Consider the following 19,687-nt stretch of genomic DNA (forward strand, 5'->3'; position numbering starts at 1 on the left):
TGCTATTTAAATGCAATTAAAATTATTTTTGCACAATTTGATTTATATTTTTTGCACAATTTGATTTGACGATTATAAAAGGGATAGCTACCGTTCCCAAGCGCCTGTGCTTGCACAAAGAATTGAAAACGACTTTGGAATAAATAAAACAACCCATAGAATAATTGAGGTTTACTCAAGCACCCTAAAATCAAGAGGTTTGCCTAACAGCAAACAGTTATACTCTTAAAAATCAGTATGTAAAAATAGTTCAACTTATAAAGACCGTCTACAACTCATACTTGTAGGTTTGCTTTGATTCGGACATAACAAATGAGCTGTAAAACTGAGTAATATTCTTTATCACTGAAAATTTGTGTATCACAAAGTTATGGTAGTCCTCCATGTCGTTACACTGCACTTTTAGCAGGAAATCCCAGTTGCCGGAAACGTAGTAACACTCCATAACCTCGGGTAGCTTTTTAACTTCATGCTCAAAGGCATCAACCACCTCCTTGGTGTGACTCGAAAGCGATACCGAGATGAAAACCGTAAGCTTTTTTCCTAATGCCTTAGGGTCGAGCAGCGTGATATACCGCTTAATGTAACCATTCTTTTCCAACTTTTTAATTCGCTCATGGATGGGTGTTGTTGAAAGGTGTAGCCTTTCAGAAAGCTCGCGAATGGTAACACGGCTATTGTCCTGCAAAATGTTCAGAAGCTTGCGGTCTATTTCGTCAATATTTCTCATATTTAGTTAAGTTTTAGGTTAAAAAATCAGTAAATTGCAATACTATTTTTCTTATTAGATAGTATTATCTTTTGCAAATATAATATATTTCTATAAAAAACAATATATCTAACAATATTTTCTATATTTTAAGAAATACCTAGAAATTTAAGACAGAGTTATTACTTTTATTGAAAATTTTAAAGGCTATGATTGAAATTATTGATAGAATTACAAACCCCAAGGCACTAGAGAATGCCGTAAAGCGTTTTCGTGAAAAGGGTATTATTCTACCCACCTTTCACCAGCAGCAGAATCCAGATCAAGTTCCCGATAAAATCAAGGTAAACCTAAAAGATGTTGGGTTATGGGAGATAAACCCAGTAAACCTTTTCCGAATCACATGGAAGAACGAGCCAAAGGAAAAAGGAGGATTATTCGGCAAGGTTAATTACATTGAACTACCCAAGGAGCTAACCGGGGTAAATGCCCGAATTATACTACTGCTTGGCAAATGGTTTCCAACAGGTGCGCACAAGGTTGGTGCTGCATACGGATGCCTTGCACCCCGCATTATTACTGGTGGCTTTGACCCTACAACCCAAAAAGCGGTGTGGCCATCAACCGGCAACTACTGCAGGGGCGGAGCATTCGATTCTAAGCTAATGGGGACTGAGTCGGTGGCAATACTACCCGAGGAGATGAGCCGTGAACGCTTTACCTGGCTGCGCGACTATGTGGGATCTGAGGTTATTGCAACCCCCGGTTGCGAGTCGAACGTTAAGGAGATATATGATAAGTGCTGGGAAATTCGTAGAACAAAACCCGATTACGCTATTTTTAACCAGTTCGATGAGTTTGGCAATGCCGCATGGCACTATAATATCACAGGGAAAGCCATTGAGGAGGTATTTAACGAGCTGGGCGGAAAGTCAAATCTTGCCGCGTACGTTTCGGCAACCGGCTCTGCAGGAACCATTGCCGCAGGCGACTACCTGCGAACCTTAGCGCCACACATCAAGGTGGTAGCCTCAGAGGCAAAACAGTGCCCTACCATTCTGATGAATGGCTTTGGTGGCCACCGCATCGAGGGAATTGGCGATAAGCATGTACCCTGGATTCATAATGTTAAGAACACCGATGTTATAACCGCTATCGACGACGAGGATTGCATGCGAATTTTCAGGCTCTTCAATGAACCAGAAGGTGTAAAATACCTTGTAGAATCGGGAGTACCTGTAGAAATTGCCAATAACCTGAAACTTCTGGGTATATCGGGCATTAGCAATATGCTCTCGGCTATTAAAACAGCCAAATTCTTTGAGATGACTTCAGAGGATGTGATATTCACCATAGCAACGGATTCGGCCGATATGTATGGATCGAGGCTTGAGGAGTTAAGGGAGGAACGCGGTAGCTATAGCCAAACCCAAGCCATAAAGGACTTTGAGAAATGTATCCTAGGTGCTACTACCGACTGGATGAGGGAGCTAACCTACCACGACCGCAAAGCCATTCATAACCTGAAATACTTTACCTGGGTTGAACAACAGGGCAAAGAAATTGACGATTTGAACAGGCTCTGGAACGACAGGGAGCTTTGGCCTAAACTCTTTAGCCAGGTTAAACGGTGGGACGAACTTATTGATGAATTTAACGATCGGGTTGGTCTGCTTAAATCGCTATAAATCAATTTTCTATGAACGGAAAGTTCATACTTACCTGCTCGGGCTGTGGCAAAACCTTTGCGCCATCGCCTGAGCTTTACCTTTGCCCGGATTGCAGCAGGAATAATGATACCGTAAACCCACCAAAGGGAGTGCTAAAAGCAGTATACGACTATGAAATCCTGAGTAAACATAAGGAAGAGGTAATCACAGGAAATTTTTGGGATCTAATCCCGCTGCTTAAAAAGGAATCGTTACCCAAGCTAAGAATTGGCGAAACACCATTGTATAGGTTTGATAGAATTGATGGTGAAACGCTTACATTTGAGCTATACCTGAAGGATGATTCGCAAAACCCAACCTTTTCGTTTAAGGATAGGGCATCGGCGGTGGTATCGGCCTATGCCAGGGAAAATGGCATTAGCACAATAGTTGCTGCATCAACCGGAAACGCAGGCTCTTCCCTTGCCGGTATATGTGCTTCGCAGGAGCAAAAAGCCATTATTATTGTGCCCAAGAGCGCACCACATGCTAAGCTCACCCAAATTGTGATGTACGGAGCCACAATTGTTCCGGTAAACGGCACCTACGATATGGCTTTTGACCTTAGCATGGAGGCAACCAAAGAGTTTGGCTGGTATAACCGAAACACAGCCTTTAACCCGCTAACCATTGAGGGGAAAAAGACCGTTTCGTTTGAGCTGTTTAAACAGCTCAGCAGGGCTATACCCGATTATATCTTTGTTCCCGTTGGCGATGGTGTAATTATTTCGGGGGTTTACAAGGGATACGAAGATTTGCTCAAAGTAGGGTTGATTGATCGTATGCCCACCGTTGTTGCAGTTCAGGCAGCCGGCAGCTCAAATCTAATCGAAAATATTGGAAAACCCGATTTTACCATAAAACCCAGCAATACCCTTGCCGACTCCATCTCTGTAGATATTCCACGAAATTTCTTTATGGCTCAATACTACCTGCTCCAATACAAGGGTGAATGGCTCTCAGTAACCGATGATGATATTGTAAATGCTTCAAAGATCCTTGCGCGTAACACTGGAATTTTTGCTGAACCTGCAGCTTCAACAGCCTTTGCTGGAATGCTTTGCTACCAAAAGAATCAAAAATTGCTTTCAAAGCAAAGGGTAGTTGTGTTGCTTACCGGGAGCGGTTTAAAGGACCTCAAAGCCGTTTCATCGGTTATTAATATTCCAAATGCCATTGACCCTACCGTTGATTCGTTGAGGAAAAACGAGTGGATTAAATTTTAGAATTTGAAATCCTTTAGGTATAAGTTAATGGTGTTTTGTGTATAGAATCCTGAAATCTGTTTTGCGACTTCTACCCTATTCCAAAACATTTTACCTTTGTAAATACTATGATACGATTCAACTTAAACGGTAAAACGGTAGAGTATAATGGCGATATAAATCGTTCGTTACTCGAGTATTTGCGGAACGACTTGCACCTAACCGCAGCTAAGGATGGCTGCTCAGGTCAAGGGGTGTGCGGTGCATGCTCGGTAGAGGTTAACGGTAGCATTAAAATGGCTTGCCGCATAAAAATGTCCGACCTAAGTGAGGCTATCGTATACACCCTGGAGGGGCTGCCAAATAATTTCCGCGAAATACTAGCCCACCACTTTGCCACCCAGGGAGCAGTTCAGTGCGGATTCTGCTCGCCTGGTATGATAATGCGTGCCAGAGGGTTATGGTTATCGAACCCAAAAGCAACACGCAGCGATATCATCAGGGCTATCGCGCCAAATCTTTGCAGGTGCACAGGCTATGTCAAAATAATTGATGCCATTCAGCATGCCTTTGCCGAGCTAAATGGCCAAGCTTTGCCAAAGAATAATACAGGAGCCAGGATTGGCGAACGCTATCCAAAATATCAAGCCAAGGAAACAGCCCTAGGCCAAAGGCCTTTTGTTGACGATATGTTTGTTGATGGGATGTTATACGGAGCCTTAAAGTTTTCCGACCATCCACGAGCAAAGGTTTTAAAAATTGATACCTCTAAAGCCTTGTCGGTGCAGGGTGTGGTAAAGGTAATAACCGCAACGGATATTCCGGGTGAACGCTACATTGGGCTGATTTTTCAGGATTGGCCTGTAATGGTTGCCCAGGGCGAGGTTACTCATTACATCGGTGATGTTATAGCCGGAGTGGTGGCAACATCGGAGGATATAGCCAGGTATGCCGCTTCATTAATCGAGGTTGAATACGAGGTATTAGAGCCTGTTACCGATATCCATCAGGCCATAAAACCCGATTCGCCCCAGGTTCATCCAAATCGGTCAAATGTGTTGGAAACATGCACAATTCGGTTTGGTGAAGTTGATAAGGCTTTTGCTGAAGCAGCTTACGTTTCGTCCGATATCTACGAAACCCAGCGTATTGAACATGCATTTCTGGAAACAGAAGCTGCACTTGCCCTACCCAATGGCGATGGCATAAAAGTTTTCAGCCAGGGACAGGGTGTTTACGTTGACCGAAAGCAAATAGCAAAAATCCTAAACCTACCCGAAAGTAAGGTTAATGTGGTTCAGGTTCAAAACGGTGGTGGGTTCGGTGGAAAAGAGGACTTAACTGTTCAGGGCCATGCAGCTCTAATGAGCTATATTACCCAAATGCCCGTAAAGGTTCACCTTACCCGCGATGAAAGCATAAGAATGCACCCCAAGAGGCATCCGGTTTGGATGAAAATGAGCCTTGCCTGCAACTCCGAGGGGAAATTTACTGCTCTTAAACTTGAGGCCATAGGCGATACAGGAGCATATGCATCGGTAGGGACTAAGGTGATGGAGCGTGTGGTTGGACATGCCACGGGTGGCTACACCGTTCCCGCTGTAGATATCTCGGCTAAAACCGTTTATACAAACAATATCCCATGTGGAGCCATGCGTGGTTTTGGTGTTCCACAGGTTACCTTTGCCATTGAAAGCTGTATCGACGACCTTTGCCGTCAGGGTGGTTTTGACCGCTGGCAAATTCGCTACGATAACGCCCTTGAGGAAGGCGCCAAAACTGCAACCGGTCAGGAACTACATGGGGTTGGACTAAAGAAAACCCTTATTGCAGTAAAGGAGCAATTTAAGTCGGCCAAGTATGCAGGCATAGCCTGCGGCCTAAAGAATACCGGTGTTGGTAACGGAATGGTTGACGATAGCGAGGTTATAATCAAGGTTGTTAGCCCAACCAGAGTTGAAATTCACCACGGATGGACGGAAATGGGTCAAGGCGTTCACACCATGGCCATTCAAACGCTTCACCATGAAACCGGTATTGAACCAAGCTGTATAGAGGTGATAGTTGATACCGATGCGGAGATTCCAACTGGTATGACCACTTCGTCAAGGGCTACAGCCCTGGTTGCCAATGCCCTTATCAACGCTTCGCGTCCCCTGAGAGAAGATTTAAAGACGGCCAAACTCGAGAAACTGGTAGGCCGGGTTTACCGTGGTAAATTTGTTTGCGATTGGACATGCAAGCCCGGCGCTAAAACTGATAAACCGGTAATACACTTTGCCTATGGCTATGCCACACAGGTTGCCATTCTTAACGAACAGGGCAAGCTATCGAAAATAATTGCTGCCCACGATGCGGGCAAAATCATGAATCAGATGCTTTTCGAGGGTCAAATTGAGGGTGCTGTGCATATGGGAATGGGATATGCACTAACAGAGGATTTACCCATGGAGAATGGCTTTCCCGTTAGCTTTAAGTTTAAGGATATTGGGATTATCCGCGCCAACCAAATGCCCGAAATTGAAGTTATTGGAATTGAAGAGCCCGACCCAATCGGCCCATTCGGTGCAAAGGGTATTGGCGAAATAGGCATGGTGCCAACCGCTGCAGCCATAGCCAATGCGCTTTGGACTTTTGACGGTGTAAAGCGAACACGCCTACCCATGATGAGGAGCAAGTCAGAATAATGTTTAACCTCCAAATTCTTACCCTATGATTTTACTTTCCAATGCCACCTATATCGACTATCAAACGCTGGAAATCAAGAATTGCGATATACTGGTTACCAAAGGTAATATTGAATTCCATCCACCCAAAACATACAGGGGCAAAGCCACTGAAACCATCAACTGTTCCGGAAAGCTGGTTACGCATTCGTTTATTGTTGGCCATCACCATGCATACTCAGCATTAGCCCGAGGAATGGGTGCACCCAAAAAATCACCTGAAAATTTTTACGAAATCCTTAAATATATTTGGTGGACACTCGATAAATGCCTCACCACCGAAATGGTAGAGTATAGCGGTTTGGTTACCGCTATGGCTTGTGCAAAGGCTGGGGCTACATTTGTTATTGACCACCATGCTTCCCCTTATGCGGTAAAAGGTTCACTTGAGACACTTGCCAAAGCATTTGAAAGGGTTGGCCTATCGCACCTACTCTGCTACGAGATTAGCGACAGGGATGGTGATGAAATTGCCCAACAAGGACTTGAGGAAACCGATAGCTACCTGAAAAACTATCAGGGACTGGTTGGCCTACACGCATCGTTCACCCTAAGCGATAGAACCTTACAGGCAGCAGCAGAACTAACGCAGAAGCACAATTCGGGTGTTCATATCCATGTAGCTGAGGACAAATACGACCAACAACATTGCCATGAAACCTATGGTAAAACTGTGATTGAAAGGCTTAACGACTTTAACTTCCTAAACTCTAGCAAATCGATTCTGGTGCATTGCCTGCACCTTTCCGAAAAGGAACGTAACCTTATTGGTCAATCGCCCTGCTGGGTAGCACAAAACACTGATAGTAACCTGAACAACAACGTTGGTTATTTCAGCAGTAAAAATCTGGGTGAAAATATCATGCTGGGCACTGATGGTATGCACAGCGATATGCTACAAAGCATGAAATCGGCTTACTTTGTTGGCCAAAACCTTGATCCCATGAGCCCTGCGCAAGCATACAAACGACTAAGAAATGCTCACCACTACATAGCCCAAAATGGCTTCAGCGGCGATGGCCCCGATAACCTTGTGGTTCTCGATTACGATTCCCCCACACCCGTTACCGCTGAAAATATTCCTGGACACTTTATTTATGGCATCAATCAGTCGCATATAGAACATGTTATTTCCAATGGAAAACTCATAGTCAAAAGCAGAGCGATAACCACCGTTGATCAGGAAATCATTCTTAAAGAATCGCAAAAATTAGCGCTAGAGCTTTGGAAAAGGATGAGAGGGGAAGGATAAAGGATAAAGGTTTAAGGTTGACCCGTGACCCGACGTGAAATATTGGGATAGACTCCACCAAAGCATTTCTTTATCATGCTAAGCTCACAGAGGCATCTCTTTGCTCATTTTTCCACTTGGCCTTGCATGAGATCCCGCGCACTTCTTGGTGTGATAAATGGAGTTGATGGTTGATTGTCATAAAATAGAACGCATATTACCCTGATTAAATTGATTTACAAAGGTTAAATTAACCAAACACCAAGCACTAACCACTAAGCACTAAACACAATCACCCCTATACACTTCACACTGAACACTGTAAGCTAAGAATATGTACTTTCGGGCGTAATGGACAAAATTCAGGCTATTTTTTAGGTAGTTTGTTCTAATTGACATTTTTCAGGCTTTTTATTTTAATGTTTTTCGAAAGAAGCAAATAGTATTAATAGATTTGTATGTCAGGTAAGCAGAAACAGGCTCTGCTGGAGAGCAACCTGTCAGGAATATCCTGACCGACTGGAATGGTCATAAAGGCTGACACTCGTCAGCCTTTATTTATTGACAATTCCAAGAGCAGATGCCTTCGAAAACTCATTTAATAGTTTTTTTTCAGCTTGACACTTTGCAAAAAAAGCAAATTTTCCATTCAAGGCTTTCAAATTCTCCAAAGTTCGATATTTATTGGAGTTAAACACTATGCCAGCCTGAAAAATGTCTATTAAGCCTACTTTCGCTATACTAAGGATGACAGAAAAGATTGATAACCGATGGTTGATTGTTGCACGTAAAAACTGACAATATAATCATAATTATCATTTTAGTTATCCAACAACATTACCGAGCAATAAATTCCTCTTTTTATGCTTATATTTGCCCTTTAAAACAAATTTAGATGAATCAACAAGTATTGGAATGGATTGGGTATAGCGCTTCGGTAATCATTGCGCTATCAATGACGATGAGTTCGATAGTTAAGTTCCGTTGGATAAATCTAACAGGAGCATTGATGTTCTCAATTTACGGTTTTCTGATTGGAGCATGGCCTGTGGGCATTTTAAACGGTTTTATTGTGCTTACCGATGCTTACTACCTTTTTCAAATCTATTCGAAAAAAGAGGTGTTTGAGATACTTGAGGTTCGCCCCGAGAACCGTTACCTGATGCGTTTCCTTGATTTTCATCAAAAGGATATACATCGTTTCTTTCCTGGTTTTGTCTATACCCCCACTGAAAATACAGTTAGTTTCCTCATACTGCGTAACATGGCAATTGCGGGGGTATTCATTGCCCAACGCAACGAAACAAAAGCGCTTGAGGTAGAGCTTGATTACGTTTTACCTGAATACCGCGACTTTAAGAATGGCAAGTTTGTTTACTACTGGCTTAGCCAGAAATTTACCGAAACCGGATATACCCGGGTGTGGGCAAAGGCATGCAATAAGAGCCACAAAAAATACTTGCAACATTTGGGCTTTACTGAATCGGGCGGTAACCATTTTCTGAAAATACTTGAATAAGAGTAGGAATTGAGAATATTAATTACAAACGGTAGGATTGTAACATCGGTTGGCGAGCAAATTGCCGACCTGTTGGTTGTTGATGGGAAGATAGCGGCCATTGGTAACCAGTTAGAAGCTAATGCTGAAACCACAATCAACGCACAGGGTATGCTAGTGCTGCCTGGGGGTATCGACCCACATGTTCATTTGCACCTACCTACACCCGCCGGTTTTTCATCGGACGACTTTCATTCGGGCAGCATTGCTGCCCTTATGGGCGGAACAACAACCATTATCGATTTTGTGACCCCATCACGGGGTCAATCAATGGTTGAAGCGCTAAAAGCACGAATGGATGAGGCTGCTTGCTCGCTAGTTGATTACACATTTCATGTGAGCCCTATTGAATGGAATAAAAATACTCCCAAAGAGATTGAGGAATGCATTGAAATGGGATTTCCATCGTTTAAAGTTTACATGGCCTATAAAAGTTCCGTTGGAATTGATGACAATGCCTTATACCATGTAATGCATACAGTGGCTCAGAATGGTGGTATGGTTACTGCTCACTGTGAGATGGGTGATGATATCGATACTTTAAGAGATTTTTATGCCAGTCAGGGTCTTACAGCCCCAAAGTACCACATGCTCTCGCGTCCACCTCGATTTGAAGCATTAGCTGTTAAACGTGCTATCGATCTTGCCGATCAAACCCAGTGCCCCCTTTACATTGTTCACGTTTCGGCGGCTGAATCGGTTAAACATATTATTCAAGCCCAAAAAAGTGGCCAACCGCTTTATGCCGAAACCTGCCCTCAGTATCTTCTACTCGATGAAGCCCTGTACGATTCCACTTTGCCCGAAGCAATAAAGTATGTTATAAGCCCACCGCTCAGGCAAAGTATTGACAGAGATACCCTCTGGAATGCCATCAATAATGGAAATATACTAACGGTTGGAACTGATCATTGCCCTTTCAGTCTTGAGCAAAAGATGGTGGGCAAGGACGATTTCCGCAAAATACCAAACGGAGCAGGCGGGATTGAACATAGGCTTGCGCTACTATACACTTTTGGTGCATTAACCGGTAAGCTAAGCCTTAGCAAATTGGTTGATGTTTTTGCAACACAACCGGCTAAAATATTTGGACTATACCCTCAAAAGGGTGAACTTGCCATTGGTGCCGATGCCGATATTGTGATTTGGAATCCAAACGTAAAAGGCTCAATTTCTTCAAGTAAACATCACTCAAAGTCCGACATAAGCATTTATGAAGGCTTTGAGACTACTGGTGAGGTTGCTTTTGTAATCAAAAGCGGAATTATTGCAGTTTATAACGGAAAATTGAGCAAAAATCTGCCCAGCGGTCAGTTACTTAAACGCCGGTCGACGAAAACAACAGGCCACTACTACAAAAGAATGGATAATTCAGGTTCCTACAATTGTGGTAGGGTTTGAAACAGGTTAATTAAAGCCAAGTTATAAGATACTCATCAAACTCAGCACCTTTGCTTTCCTCCTTAACTAAGTTAACCTGAACCCCATACACCTTGCATTTTCTCACTAGGGTATCGAGCAACCCCACCTGAATATGCGTGTTAAATAGTTGGGTTTTTCCATTTGAATGGACTTATCAGTGTGTGAAACTATTTCCCAACCTCTCCGTTTAGGATCTTTTACACCTTTCTGCGCTAGCAAAACCAACGCTTTCAATACATCCAACGGCTTACTTTCGGTATTAACCATGTTGGTTTCAAGCATTAGACTGTAGGTTGATTCACCAATCCGGCGGCCAATTTTAATTAGGTTAAATTGTCCCAGCTTCTTTTCAATCCAGCTACATAGCTCCACGTAAACCTTGAATGGAATTTTGTTGGTAGGTTTCGACAGGTCATAACCACTAACTATCTGAAATAAATCGGGGTAATCGGCTTTTTTATCCTGATAACAGCTAATTATATCATTGATAGCCCATGCATCAATGAATATCTCCTCAATCAACTCTTTCATTTTTATATCTTTTTATCACAATAAAAATAATACATGGCATAGTTTAATACCAACATTCACATCATTTTTAGAAATTATAAACAATAATTAATTAGTCTTTAGAATATTCAAACAAATGATTAGTCAAAAGTATAATTCTAAAAGATATACCTGAAGGGAAAGGCATTTTTAGCATAACATTTATTCTGTTAAAATACATAATAAAGCAAAAAAAAGCAGCACCTTAAGGTGCTGCTTAAATATAAAATGGGTTACTACTTTATAACTCTTGGTGTGTTCCTTTCAATAAGTTTCATTAGAATATCAGCGGGATTTTGGAACCTATTGGTAAGCATCAGAGCAGCAATAATATACGGTTTGAAACCCGCTTCCTGGTAAGTTTTAATGCGGTAACGCTCAAAGGTTTCCTTACTTACCTCACCCTGAATGCACGATTCGCCCGAAATATCGGCTGGTAGGCAGTGCATGTAAAGAGCATCAGAATTCCTTGTTACCTTGCGAACCTGCTCATTGTACTCCCAATCCTTGTACTTGGCATTGTTAGCCAGGCAAACCTGCTCGAGCTCTTTAAGGCCATTCTTATCGCCATTCATAAGCAGCTGAGTGCGTTGCTGCATGATGTGGAATGGCGCCCAGCTTTTTGGGTAAACAATATCGGCATCGCGCATGGCATCGGTCATGCTGTGGCTAACCTTAAAGCTACCTCCGCTTTGAGTGGCATTTTTTCTGGCAATTTCAACAATTTCAGGAATAAGGTCGTAGCCCTCTGGGTAGGCTAACTCCACATTCATGCCAAAACGGGTCATCAGAGCAATAATACCCTGTGGAACCGATAGTGGTTTGCCATAGCTGGGCGAGTATGCCCAGCTCATCACAATCTTTTTGCCACGCAAAGCATCCAGTGAACCATACTCATTGGCAAGGTGAAGCAGGTCAGCCATCGACTGGGTTGGGTGATCCATATCGCATTGCAGGTTCACAATACCAGGCCTAACAGGCAAAACCCCCTTAGTAAAACCTTCATCGAGTGCTTCGCCAACCTGGCGCATATACTTGTTTCCTTCACCCAGGAACATGTCATCGCGAATACCAATGAAATCGGAAAGGAACGAAATCATGTTAGCGGTTTCACGAACGGTTTCGCCGTGCGAAATCTGCGATTTCTCCTCATCCAACTCCTGAACTGCAAGTCCCAACAGGTTTGCAGCCGAAGCAAACGAAAAACGAGTTCTTGTGGACTTATCCCTAAAGTTTGAAATAGCCAGGCCTGAATCGAATATGCGGGGTGAAATGTTTTCCTTACGCATCTCTTTAAGAATGGACGCAACCTGTAGCACAACCTTAAGGTCGTCGTCGCTCTTCTCCCATGTGAGTAAAAAATCTTTACCGCTAAGGTCTGATTTGTAGTGATTTAACTCCGCTATTTTCTTGATTAAATCCATATTTCAAAGTTTTTATTCGGTTTTAACTATGTTAGCTAATTAGGCGTTGGTAACAAATTTAAAATGAAGTTACAGCTTATTTTGTAAATCAACAATCGAAAAACCTGAATCAATGTCGTTTGGATAATAAGTCGGACTCTCCCTTTGTCATCCTGAGCGAAACAAAGGATCTCGATTTATCTATTGTTTTGAGATGTTTCGCTCCGCTCAACATGACAATTAACCTTAACTAAACGACTTTGATTCCTGATTCACAATTCAATTTTTGCAATACGAATCCTAAATCTCATATGCGAAGGCGGCATAAAAGGCAGCAGCTGCCACCAAATCGCTAATGGGAACCTTCTCATTGGGAGCATGAGCTAACACCTCATTGCCTGGGCCAAAACCAATTGTAGGAATTTTATAGGTTCCACAGGTCATAATACCATTTGTGGAAAAGGTCCACTTATCAACCTTTGGAGCATTGCCAAAAAGCTTCTGGTAGGTGCTTACGCCTTTCTGCACAATCTCACTGTCCTCAGGCATTTTCCACGTTGGGTAGTATTTTTCCATGCCGTATTCCAGTCCTGTATAAGCCTTCTCGCTATAGTTTAGCACTTCCACCTTGGCATTCATGCCTTTAATCAGCTCTTCAATCTCGGCAACAGCGCTCTCCTTGGTTTCGCCCCAGGTAAGGCGACGGTCGAGGTGAATGCGGGCATAGTCGGAAACTGCGCATAGCGAAGGACTACTGGAGGTGAACTCCGTAACAGTGATGCTTCCCTTTCCCAGAAACTCATCGAATTTTAGTCGTTCGTTTAGTTTTTCTACCTCCAAGGCCACCTTTGAGGCCATGTAAATGGCATTTTTCCCTCTTTCGGGTGCTGAGCCATGAGCGGAAACACCGTAAAAATGAACCTGCATTTCCATTCTACCGCGGTGACCCCTGTAAATATTGAGGTTTGTAGGTTCAGTGCTTATAACAAAATCGGGTCTTATTTTATCCTCCTCCACAATGTACTTCCAGCAAAGTCCGTCGCAATCCTCTTCCATCACGCTACCTACAAAGTATATGGTTAAATCCCTGTTAAAGCCAAGTTCCTTAAGTATTTTGCCAGCCGTCACAAATGCAGCAGGGCCACCTTTCTGGTCAACTGTTCCGCGACCATGTACATACCCATCGCGAATTTCGCCTCCCAAGGGATCGAACTCCCAGTTATCCTTATTGCCAATATCAACCGTATCCATGTGGCCATCGATGGCAAGAATACGTTTTCCGTTTCCAATACGACCAATTACATTCCCAAGCCCATCGATAAAAACCTCGTCAAATCCAGCCTCTTCCATTTGCTTCTTTAGCTCCAGCTGCACGTCGCGCTCCTGCGCACTCAAGGATTTAATCTGAACCAATCGGGACAGATTACGTGCAGTATAATCGGCATATTTCTCCGATAACTCCTTTATCTTACTATATACGTCGCTCATTTTACTTAGATTTTAGTACTCAAAATTATTTTTAATTCTACACATTAAAGCATTGAGTATTGATAATTTTTGTGATACCAATTAAATATAGATATTTTTTCTACATATTACAAAATTATTATACCATTAATCTTCGATATAACTAAATTGAAAGATATTTTTGCCTAAAAAATTCCTTACAGAATATCTTAATAAATTTACAAAAAATTTAACATGGGTATGATTTGGCAATTTATACACTCAAAAATTCAGCAGAATATTGACGTTTACCTAATTACCGTTGCCGAAACACAGGGAAGCAGTCCAGGCAAGGTTGGGTTTAAAATGGCTGTTGCCGCCGATGGTAGCCTTTACGGCTCAATAGGTGGAGGTGTAATGGAGTTTAACCTGGTAGAAATGGCACGCAAGAACCTGGCACAGGGAAATAAACAAAACTTCTTGAAGCGGCAGGTTCACTCACACGATGCAGCTGAAGATAAATCGGGGATGATATGTTCCGGGGAGCAAACACAAATCTTCAGCCTTTTCTCAAAAGCCGATTCAGAGCTTTTAGCTAAGGTTATTGAGCTTGAAAGCGAAAACCGTCCGGGAAAAATAGTTTTATCATCCAGTGGCGCGGAGGTATACGAGGGTGAATCGCATATTGGTATTAAAGGAATTGAGTTTCAAAAAAGCGATTCAAGCTTCCGCTACAGCGAGCCTTTAGGGGTAAAAGAAACTGTTTACATATTTGGTGCCGGTCATATAAGCGTTCCGCTTTCGCAAATTCTCGGTCTGCTTGACTTTAGGGTTGAACTGTTCGATAACAGGCAGGGGTTAACCACCTTTGAGGGTAATACCTGGGCCCACAAAAAACAGATTGTTGACTACAAGCAGGTATCACACCTTTTACCTGGAAACAATAGAAGTTACGTTGTGATAATGACCTTTGGGCATAAGTTCGACGAGATAGTACTAAAGCAGCTAATCGGTAAGCCTTTGAAGTACATTGGTATGATAGGCAGCAAAAGCAAGGTGAAAACCATATTTGAGAGCCTTATTGCGGAAGGTTATGGCAAGGAGAATGTGGAAAGGGTTTGCTCACCCATTGGATTACCCATTGGTGGACAAACCCCTGCAGAGATTGCTGTGAGCATTGCTGCCCAAATAGTTGAATGGCGCAACAAACGTTAAATTTACTGCTCAATAATGGTGGCGCCAACCAGTGTTTTAATCTTTTTCTGTTCAGGACTTCCGGTATAGGTTAGGCTCCCACCGGTGCTAACATTAGCTTCAAGGACCTTTGATGCGTAAACCTTAGCGCTAGCACCTGTATTTACTTTTACATATGTTTTTAGAGCAATTAGGTCTATTGCCGTTAAAACTCCTCCGGTGTTAACTTTTGCCTCATAGCTGCTTACGCTGCCCCTTATGCGTAGGATTGAACCCTGTCCAACAGTTAAATCGGCAGTCTCAGCCAATACTGCGCCATCAAACTCGGAGCTGGTATTAATGTTAATTGAAATATTAGTTGCTTTGAGGGTATCCTGAAGGCTTACTGCAGCCGCTGCCGATACCGATATCTCTCTTAACTCCCTGTAGGTTAAGTAAACAGTGGCGTTTACCCTATCATAAAGTTTTCCTTTGAGTTTCACCTCAAGTGTATTGCCATTTACATCTAGCGCAATGTCCGATGCAGGAATGCCTTGTGTTTCAACCTTGGCATTAAGGGAATCGCCTTTAACAAGAAATACCTTAAATTCACCCCACACCCGAAGTTTATTGAACTCCTTTAACGAGTAAACTGCGGTTTGCTGTGCATAACCTATTGCCGAAACCAGTAAAACACTCAGGGCTAGAAATATTTTTTTCATAGTTATTTGTTTTAATCCATTTTGTCAAAAATAGCAATCAAATTCCATTCCAAATAGCAATTAACCTTTTTTATCGGTCGAACAAAAGGAGACTATTTATTGTTTTTATCAAAAGACTAAACAAAGTGAAAGCTTACATATCAATATTGATTACACTAATTTCATTAAGCGCTTGCGCTCAAAACATTAAGGATAGTACGATGAAAAGTGATGATTTACGTAATAAATTAACCGATATACAGTTTTACGTAACCCAGCAAAAGGGAACTGAAAGGCCATTTACTGGCGAGTACTGGAATCATTTTGAACCGGGTTTATATGTATGCGTTTGCTGTGGGGCTGAGCTTTTCCAGAGCGACACAAAATTTCATTCCAGCTGCGGGTGGCCAAGTTTCTTTGATAGCAAGTTTTTAGATAATATAAAGTTTCAGAAAGATTTAAGCCATGGTATGGTGCGAACCGAAGTGCTTTGCAAAAATTGCGGTGCACACCTGGGGCATGTATTCAACGATGGCCCAGAGCCAACCGGTATTAGGTACTGCATCAACTCGGCTTCGTTAAAATTTGTACCTAATAAAAAAGAATAGTTCATGGGCAGCACCACAAAATATATGGCAATGTTTCCACTTCCGGTGTTTCTTCTACCAGGTGAGGAAATTCCGTTGCGTATCTTTGAACCCCGTTACAAGCAGTTGATTAATGAATGCAATGAAACTGGCGACACTTTTGGCATACCATACGTGAGTAACGACAATATTAAATCCTACGGTAGCGAGGTTGAACTGGTTAACATTGTAGCCAAGAATAGCCTAGGTGAGATGGTTATTCTTATTAAGGCAATCGCAAACTTTCACCTTTTAAACCTAAAGGAGAAACTACCCAATAAACTTTATGGTGGTGGAATAATTGAGTATATTGACGATAGGTTCACTACAACCAATCCAGAGCTGGTAGTACTTGTTAAGAAGCTGAACCTTAACCTTGACCCTGTAATGGGATCGCTTATTACTGAGGACTCAGTAAACCTTATGAATGTTGCAAAGGCCATACAACTCGATTCTGACGAAAAATTCGCATTTTACTCCCTACGAAACGAGAAGCAAATGGTTAACTACCTGATAAAAAGGTTAAAGTTCATTGAGCATATTCAATTGCAGGAAAAATTGCTGGAAAATAATTTTAGCCTAAACTAATATTTTCCTTTATCTACATTCAGCAGGTTATGGTCTGGAATGGATTTAATATACTTGTTAAAAATCCTCATTAAGGATCTATCGACAACATAAGGGAAACGGGCACCTTTCCAGTGACTCTGATTGGAAGTAAATGTTAAGGTGTAGCCATCGGGGCGCGAAATAACAAGTGCCGATGTGCCTGCCATGGAACCTGAGCGCCATAGCGTTCCATCCTTCCTAACCCAACGCCAACCCAACGGCTGAAACTTCCCATTGTATGTTTCCTTCATGATATCGACAGACTGCTTTGAGAGAATGTCAGGAAAATCGGTTCTGCCATCAACAGCCATTACAAACCGGGTTAAGCTAATGGGCGAAATCACCCAGCCTCCGGCTGCACCCAGTGCACGCACATCGTTTCCGCCCCTCGATTTTAGAACACTCTGCTTTGAGCCATCAAAGGAAATTACCTTTTCAGCCTCTGGCACCTCGTAGTATCTAGCTTCGTTATCGTACTTTAAACTATCCCAGTTATTGGCCAAATGGGCATCGTAAATATTTAATGGTTTAAAAATTTCATTCTTTACATAGCTCTCATAATCCATTCCCGAGGCCTTTTCAATTACCCTTTGCAGTATTACAAATCCAATATTACTATATGAGCTACGGCTTCCGGGCTGAAAGTGAAGTCGTTTTGATAGGGCAAATACAATATAGTCATCAACATCCAAAGGTAAATCCTTATGAAGCTCGCGAGCAATAACATCTTTAATAAAAAGGTGATCGCCCCACCGGGGAGTCCATCCGCCCGAGTGATTTAGAAGGTTATGAACGGTTATCTCCTCTACCCTCTTATCCTTATAGCTCAGGAACTTTTCATCGTTTAGAATACCATCAGGGCCAAAAACCCTGTCATTAAGCCTCAGCTTACCCTCCTCAACAAGTTTCATAACTGCTGTAGCCGTTATAAGTTTGGAAACGCTAGCCACACGCATAGTATGGTAAGGCTGCATAGCCAGGCCTTCCTCTTTATTAGCCATGCCAAAACCACGTGCGTAAATAATCTTACCCTTATGGGCTATGCAAAAGGTTGCACCAACCAAATCCCATTTGTTCACAAACTGCTCAAACTGGCGATTGATAGATGAATACTCATTGGTGTTTGTAAGAGCATTGTTTACACTCAGCAAATCAACCTTTGCGTATTTTGATGACTCAGCAATTGGTAAAGCCAGAGTCCTATTATTTTTTTTCAGGTAGATACTAAAGGAAAGAGCTAAGAAAACAATCAGAATTGCCGAAAGCAGGATTATCAATTTCCTTTTGTTAACCATTACTATTTATATGAAACTTTGCGCTGCGAAGATATAAAAAACATATTAGTTGATGGTTGACAGTTGATAGTTGATGGTTGACAGTTGATGGTTGGCAGTTGATAGTTAAAGGTTGAAATTGATAAAAATCAATCCTCATTGCTCATATATAAATGATTACCACATGTTTGGAGTTTGCATAACACCAATCACTATACACCAAACGCTAAACACGAAACACTCCCCCCCCTGATCACAGAACTCCCAATGCTTTACTATCGCTTAACAGTTCGCATAAGCTCTTCAAGTAGCTCGCAAAACCGGTCAATATCCTGTTCGGTAGTGTCCCATGAGGTCATCCAACGCACCTCGGAACGATCCTCGTCCCAAACATAAAAGAAGTATTCACTTTGAAGGGGATGGATGAGTTCAGGTGGAACGATTGCAAAAACTGCGTTGGCCTGAACAGGCTGTGTGATTGTAACACCCTGTATAGCCGAAACCTTTTTGGCGAGCAGCTGAGCCATAGCATTTGCATGACGAGCGGTTGAGTCCCACTGACCATCCTCAAGGTAGGCTAGGAACTGGGCCGATATATATCTCATTTTCGAGGCCAACTGTAAGCCCTGCTTGCGGGTGTACATGAAATCATGCGCTAACTGTTGATTGAAAAAGACAATGGCCTCGCCATACATCATGCCATTCTTGGTTCCTCCAAAGGAGAGAACATCAACGCCTGCATCGCGTGTAAATTCCCTGAAACCCTTCCCGAGCGATACAGCAGCATTTGCCAAACGAGCACCATCCATATGCAAAAGCATGTTATGGGAGTGAGCAAAATCGGCCAGGGTCTTTATCTCATCAACGGTATAAACAGTTCCAAGCTCACTAACCTGCGATATAGAAATAACTTTAGGTTGAGAGTGATGTTGAAAACCGAAACCGTGCATATGCTTTTTAATACCGTCAATGGTTAACTTACCGTTTACGGTTGGAACGCTTAACAGCTTACACCCGGTAAACCTTTCAGGTGCACCACACTCATCTACGTTGATATGGGCAGTTTCAGCGCAAATTATGGCATTGTGGGGTTGGGTTACAGCCTTTAGTCCAAGAACATTAGCCGCAGAGCCAATGAACACAAAGAAAACCTCAATATCGTTGCCAAAAATCTGCTTGAATCTATCAATTGCTTTCTGCGTAATTGGATCATCACCATAAGCAATGGTGTGACCATGATTTACATCGTTAATTGCTTCAAGAATCCTAGGGTGTACACCCGAATTATTATCGCTAGCAAATCCTCGTGAAAACATAATGTAGATTTTTTCGGTAAAGTTAACTTT

At 42.4% G+C, this 19,687-nt stretch carries 16 protein-coding genes; 9 read left to right on the forward strand and 7 right to left on the reverse strand.

Features of this window, described 5'->3' with window-relative positions:
- Window positions 1–268: 268 nt before the first annotated feature.
- A complete protein-coding gene (locus tag AB6811_RS10480) occupies window positions 269–730 on the reverse strand; it encodes an Lrp/AsnC family transcriptional regulator (RefSeq protein ID WP_369490412.1) in 462 nt (153 codons plus the stop codon).
- Between the two features lie 188 nt (window positions 731–918).
- On the opposite strand from AB6811_RS10480, the gene AB6811_RS10485 reads away from it, so the two are divergent.
- The 6 genes from AB6811_RS10485 (at window position 919) to hydA (ending at window position 10,539) form a co-directional block, all read left to right on the forward strand.
- Window positions 919–2,397 (forward strand): pyridoxal-phosphate dependent enzyme, encoded by a 1,479-nt coding sequence (locus AB6811_RS10485; protein ID WP_369490413.1) that lies wholly within the window; start codon window positions 919–921, stop codon window positions 2,395–2,397.
- Between the two features lie 11 nt (window positions 2,398–2,408).
- Entirely contained in the window at window positions 2,409–3,644 is a 1,236-nt protein-coding gene (thrC, locus tag AB6811_RS10490; RefSeq protein WP_369490414.1) for a threonine synthase, read from the forward strand.
- Window positions 3,645–3,751: 107 nt separating this feature from the next.
- On the forward strand, window positions 3,752–6,310 hold the full coding sequence (gene xdh / locus AB6811_RS10495; protein ID WP_369490415.1) for a selenium-dependent xanthine dehydrogenase: 2,559 nt from the start codon (window positions 3,752–3,754) through the stop codon (window positions 6,308–6,310).
- Between the two features lie 25 nt (window positions 6,311–6,335).
- The gene (locus AB6811_RS10500; protein WP_369490416.1) at window positions 6,336–7,601 is read left to right on the forward strand and encodes an amidohydrolase family protein; all 1,266 of its coding nucleotides are present in this window, start codon (window positions 6,336–6,338) and stop codon (window positions 7,599–7,601) included.
- Window positions 7,602–8,475: 874 nt separating this feature from the next.
- Window positions 8,476–9,099: a hypothetical protein gene (locus tag AB6811_RS10505; RefSeq protein ID WP_369490417.1), complete on the forward strand. Its 624-nt coding sequence runs from the start codon at window positions 8,476–8,478 to the stop codon at window positions 9,097–9,099.
- A 9-nt stretch (window positions 9,100–9,108) separates the two neighbouring features.
- Window positions 9,109–10,539: a dihydropyrimidinase gene (gene hydA / locus AB6811_RS10510; RefSeq protein ID WP_369490418.1), complete on the forward strand. Its 1,431-nt coding sequence runs from the start codon at window positions 9,109–9,111 to the stop codon at window positions 10,537–10,539.
- Window positions 10,540–10,644: 105 nt separating this feature from the next.
- On the opposite strand, the gene AB6811_RS10515 is transcribed toward hydA, so the two are convergent.
- The 3 genes from AB6811_RS10515 to AB6811_RS10525 form a co-directional block, all read right to left on the reverse strand.
- The gene (locus tag AB6811_RS10515) at window positions 10,645–11,091 is read right to left on the reverse strand and encodes a hypothetical protein (RefSeq protein ID WP_369490419.1); all 447 of its coding nucleotides are present in this window, start codon (window positions 11,089–11,091) and stop codon (window positions 10,645–10,647) included.
- 254 nt (window positions 11,092–11,345) lie between these two features.
- Window positions 11,346–12,533 carry a knotted carbamoyltransferase YgeW gene (ygeW, locus tag AB6811_RS10520; protein WP_369490420.1) on the reverse strand — a complete coding sequence of 396 codons (1,188 nt, stop codon included), beginning with the start codon at window positions 12,531–12,533 and terminating at the stop codon, window positions 11,346–11,348.
- Window positions 12,534–12,812: 279 nt separating this feature from the next.
- Window positions 12,813–14,000 (reverse strand): YgeY family selenium metabolism-linked hydrolase, encoded by a 1,188-nt coding sequence (locus AB6811_RS10525; RefSeq protein WP_369490421.1) that lies wholly within the window; start codon window positions 13,998–14,000, stop codon window positions 12,813–12,815.
- A 213-nt stretch (window positions 14,001–14,213) separates the two neighbouring features.
- Here AB6811_RS10525 and AB6811_RS10530 point away from each other — a divergent pair, with 213 nt between their 5' ends.
- Window positions 14,214–15,173, forward strand: a complete 960-nt coding sequence (locus tag AB6811_RS10530) for an XdhC family protein (protein WP_369490422.1) — start codon at window positions 14,214–14,216, stop codon at window positions 15,171–15,173.
- A gap of 2 nt (window positions 15,174–15,175) precedes the next feature.
- Here AB6811_RS10530 and AB6811_RS10535 read toward each other — a convergent pair whose 3' ends face one another.
- Entirely contained in the window at window positions 15,176–15,853 is a 678-nt protein-coding gene (locus AB6811_RS10535) for a head GIN domain-containing protein (RefSeq protein WP_369490423.1), read from the reverse strand.
- A 200-nt stretch (window positions 15,854–16,053) separates the two neighbouring features.
- Here AB6811_RS10535 and msrB point away from each other — a divergent pair, with 200 nt between their 5' ends.
- Window positions 16,054–16,440, forward strand: coding sequence for a peptide-methionine (R)-S-oxide reductase MsrB (gene msrB, locus AB6811_RS10540; protein ID WP_369490424.1), 387 nt, complete (start codon window positions 16,054–16,056; stop codon window positions 16,438–16,440).
- A 3-nt stretch (window positions 16,441–16,443) separates the two neighbouring features.
- Window positions 16,444–17,046 (forward strand): LON peptidase substrate-binding domain-containing protein, encoded by a 603-nt coding sequence (locus tag AB6811_RS10545; protein ID WP_369490425.1) that lies wholly within the window; start codon window positions 16,444–16,446, stop codon window positions 17,044–17,046.
- Here the strand turns inward: AB6811_RS10545 and AB6811_RS10550 are convergent.
- Together AB6811_RS10550 and AB6811_RS10555 are read right to left on the reverse strand one after the other, a co-directional pair.
- Window positions 17,043–18,362, reverse strand: coding sequence for a serine hydrolase domain-containing protein (locus tag AB6811_RS10550; RefSeq protein WP_369490426.1), 1,320 nt, complete (start codon window positions 18,360–18,362; stop codon window positions 17,043–17,045). The two genes, AB6811_RS10545 and AB6811_RS10550, sit on opposite strands and share 4 nt — an antisense overlap.
- 254 nt (window positions 18,363–18,616) lie before the next feature.
- A complete protein-coding gene (locus tag AB6811_RS10555) occupies window positions 18,617–19,657 on the reverse strand; it encodes a threonine aldolase family protein (protein WP_369490427.1) in 1,041 nt (346 codons plus the stop codon).
- Between the last annotated feature and the right edge of the window lie 30 nt (window positions 19,658–19,687).

Source organism: Tenuifilum sp. 4138str, assembly GCF_041102575.1.
GTDB lineage: Bacteria > Bacteroidota > Bacteroidia > Bacteroidales > Tenuifilaceae > Tenuifilum > Tenuifilum osseticum.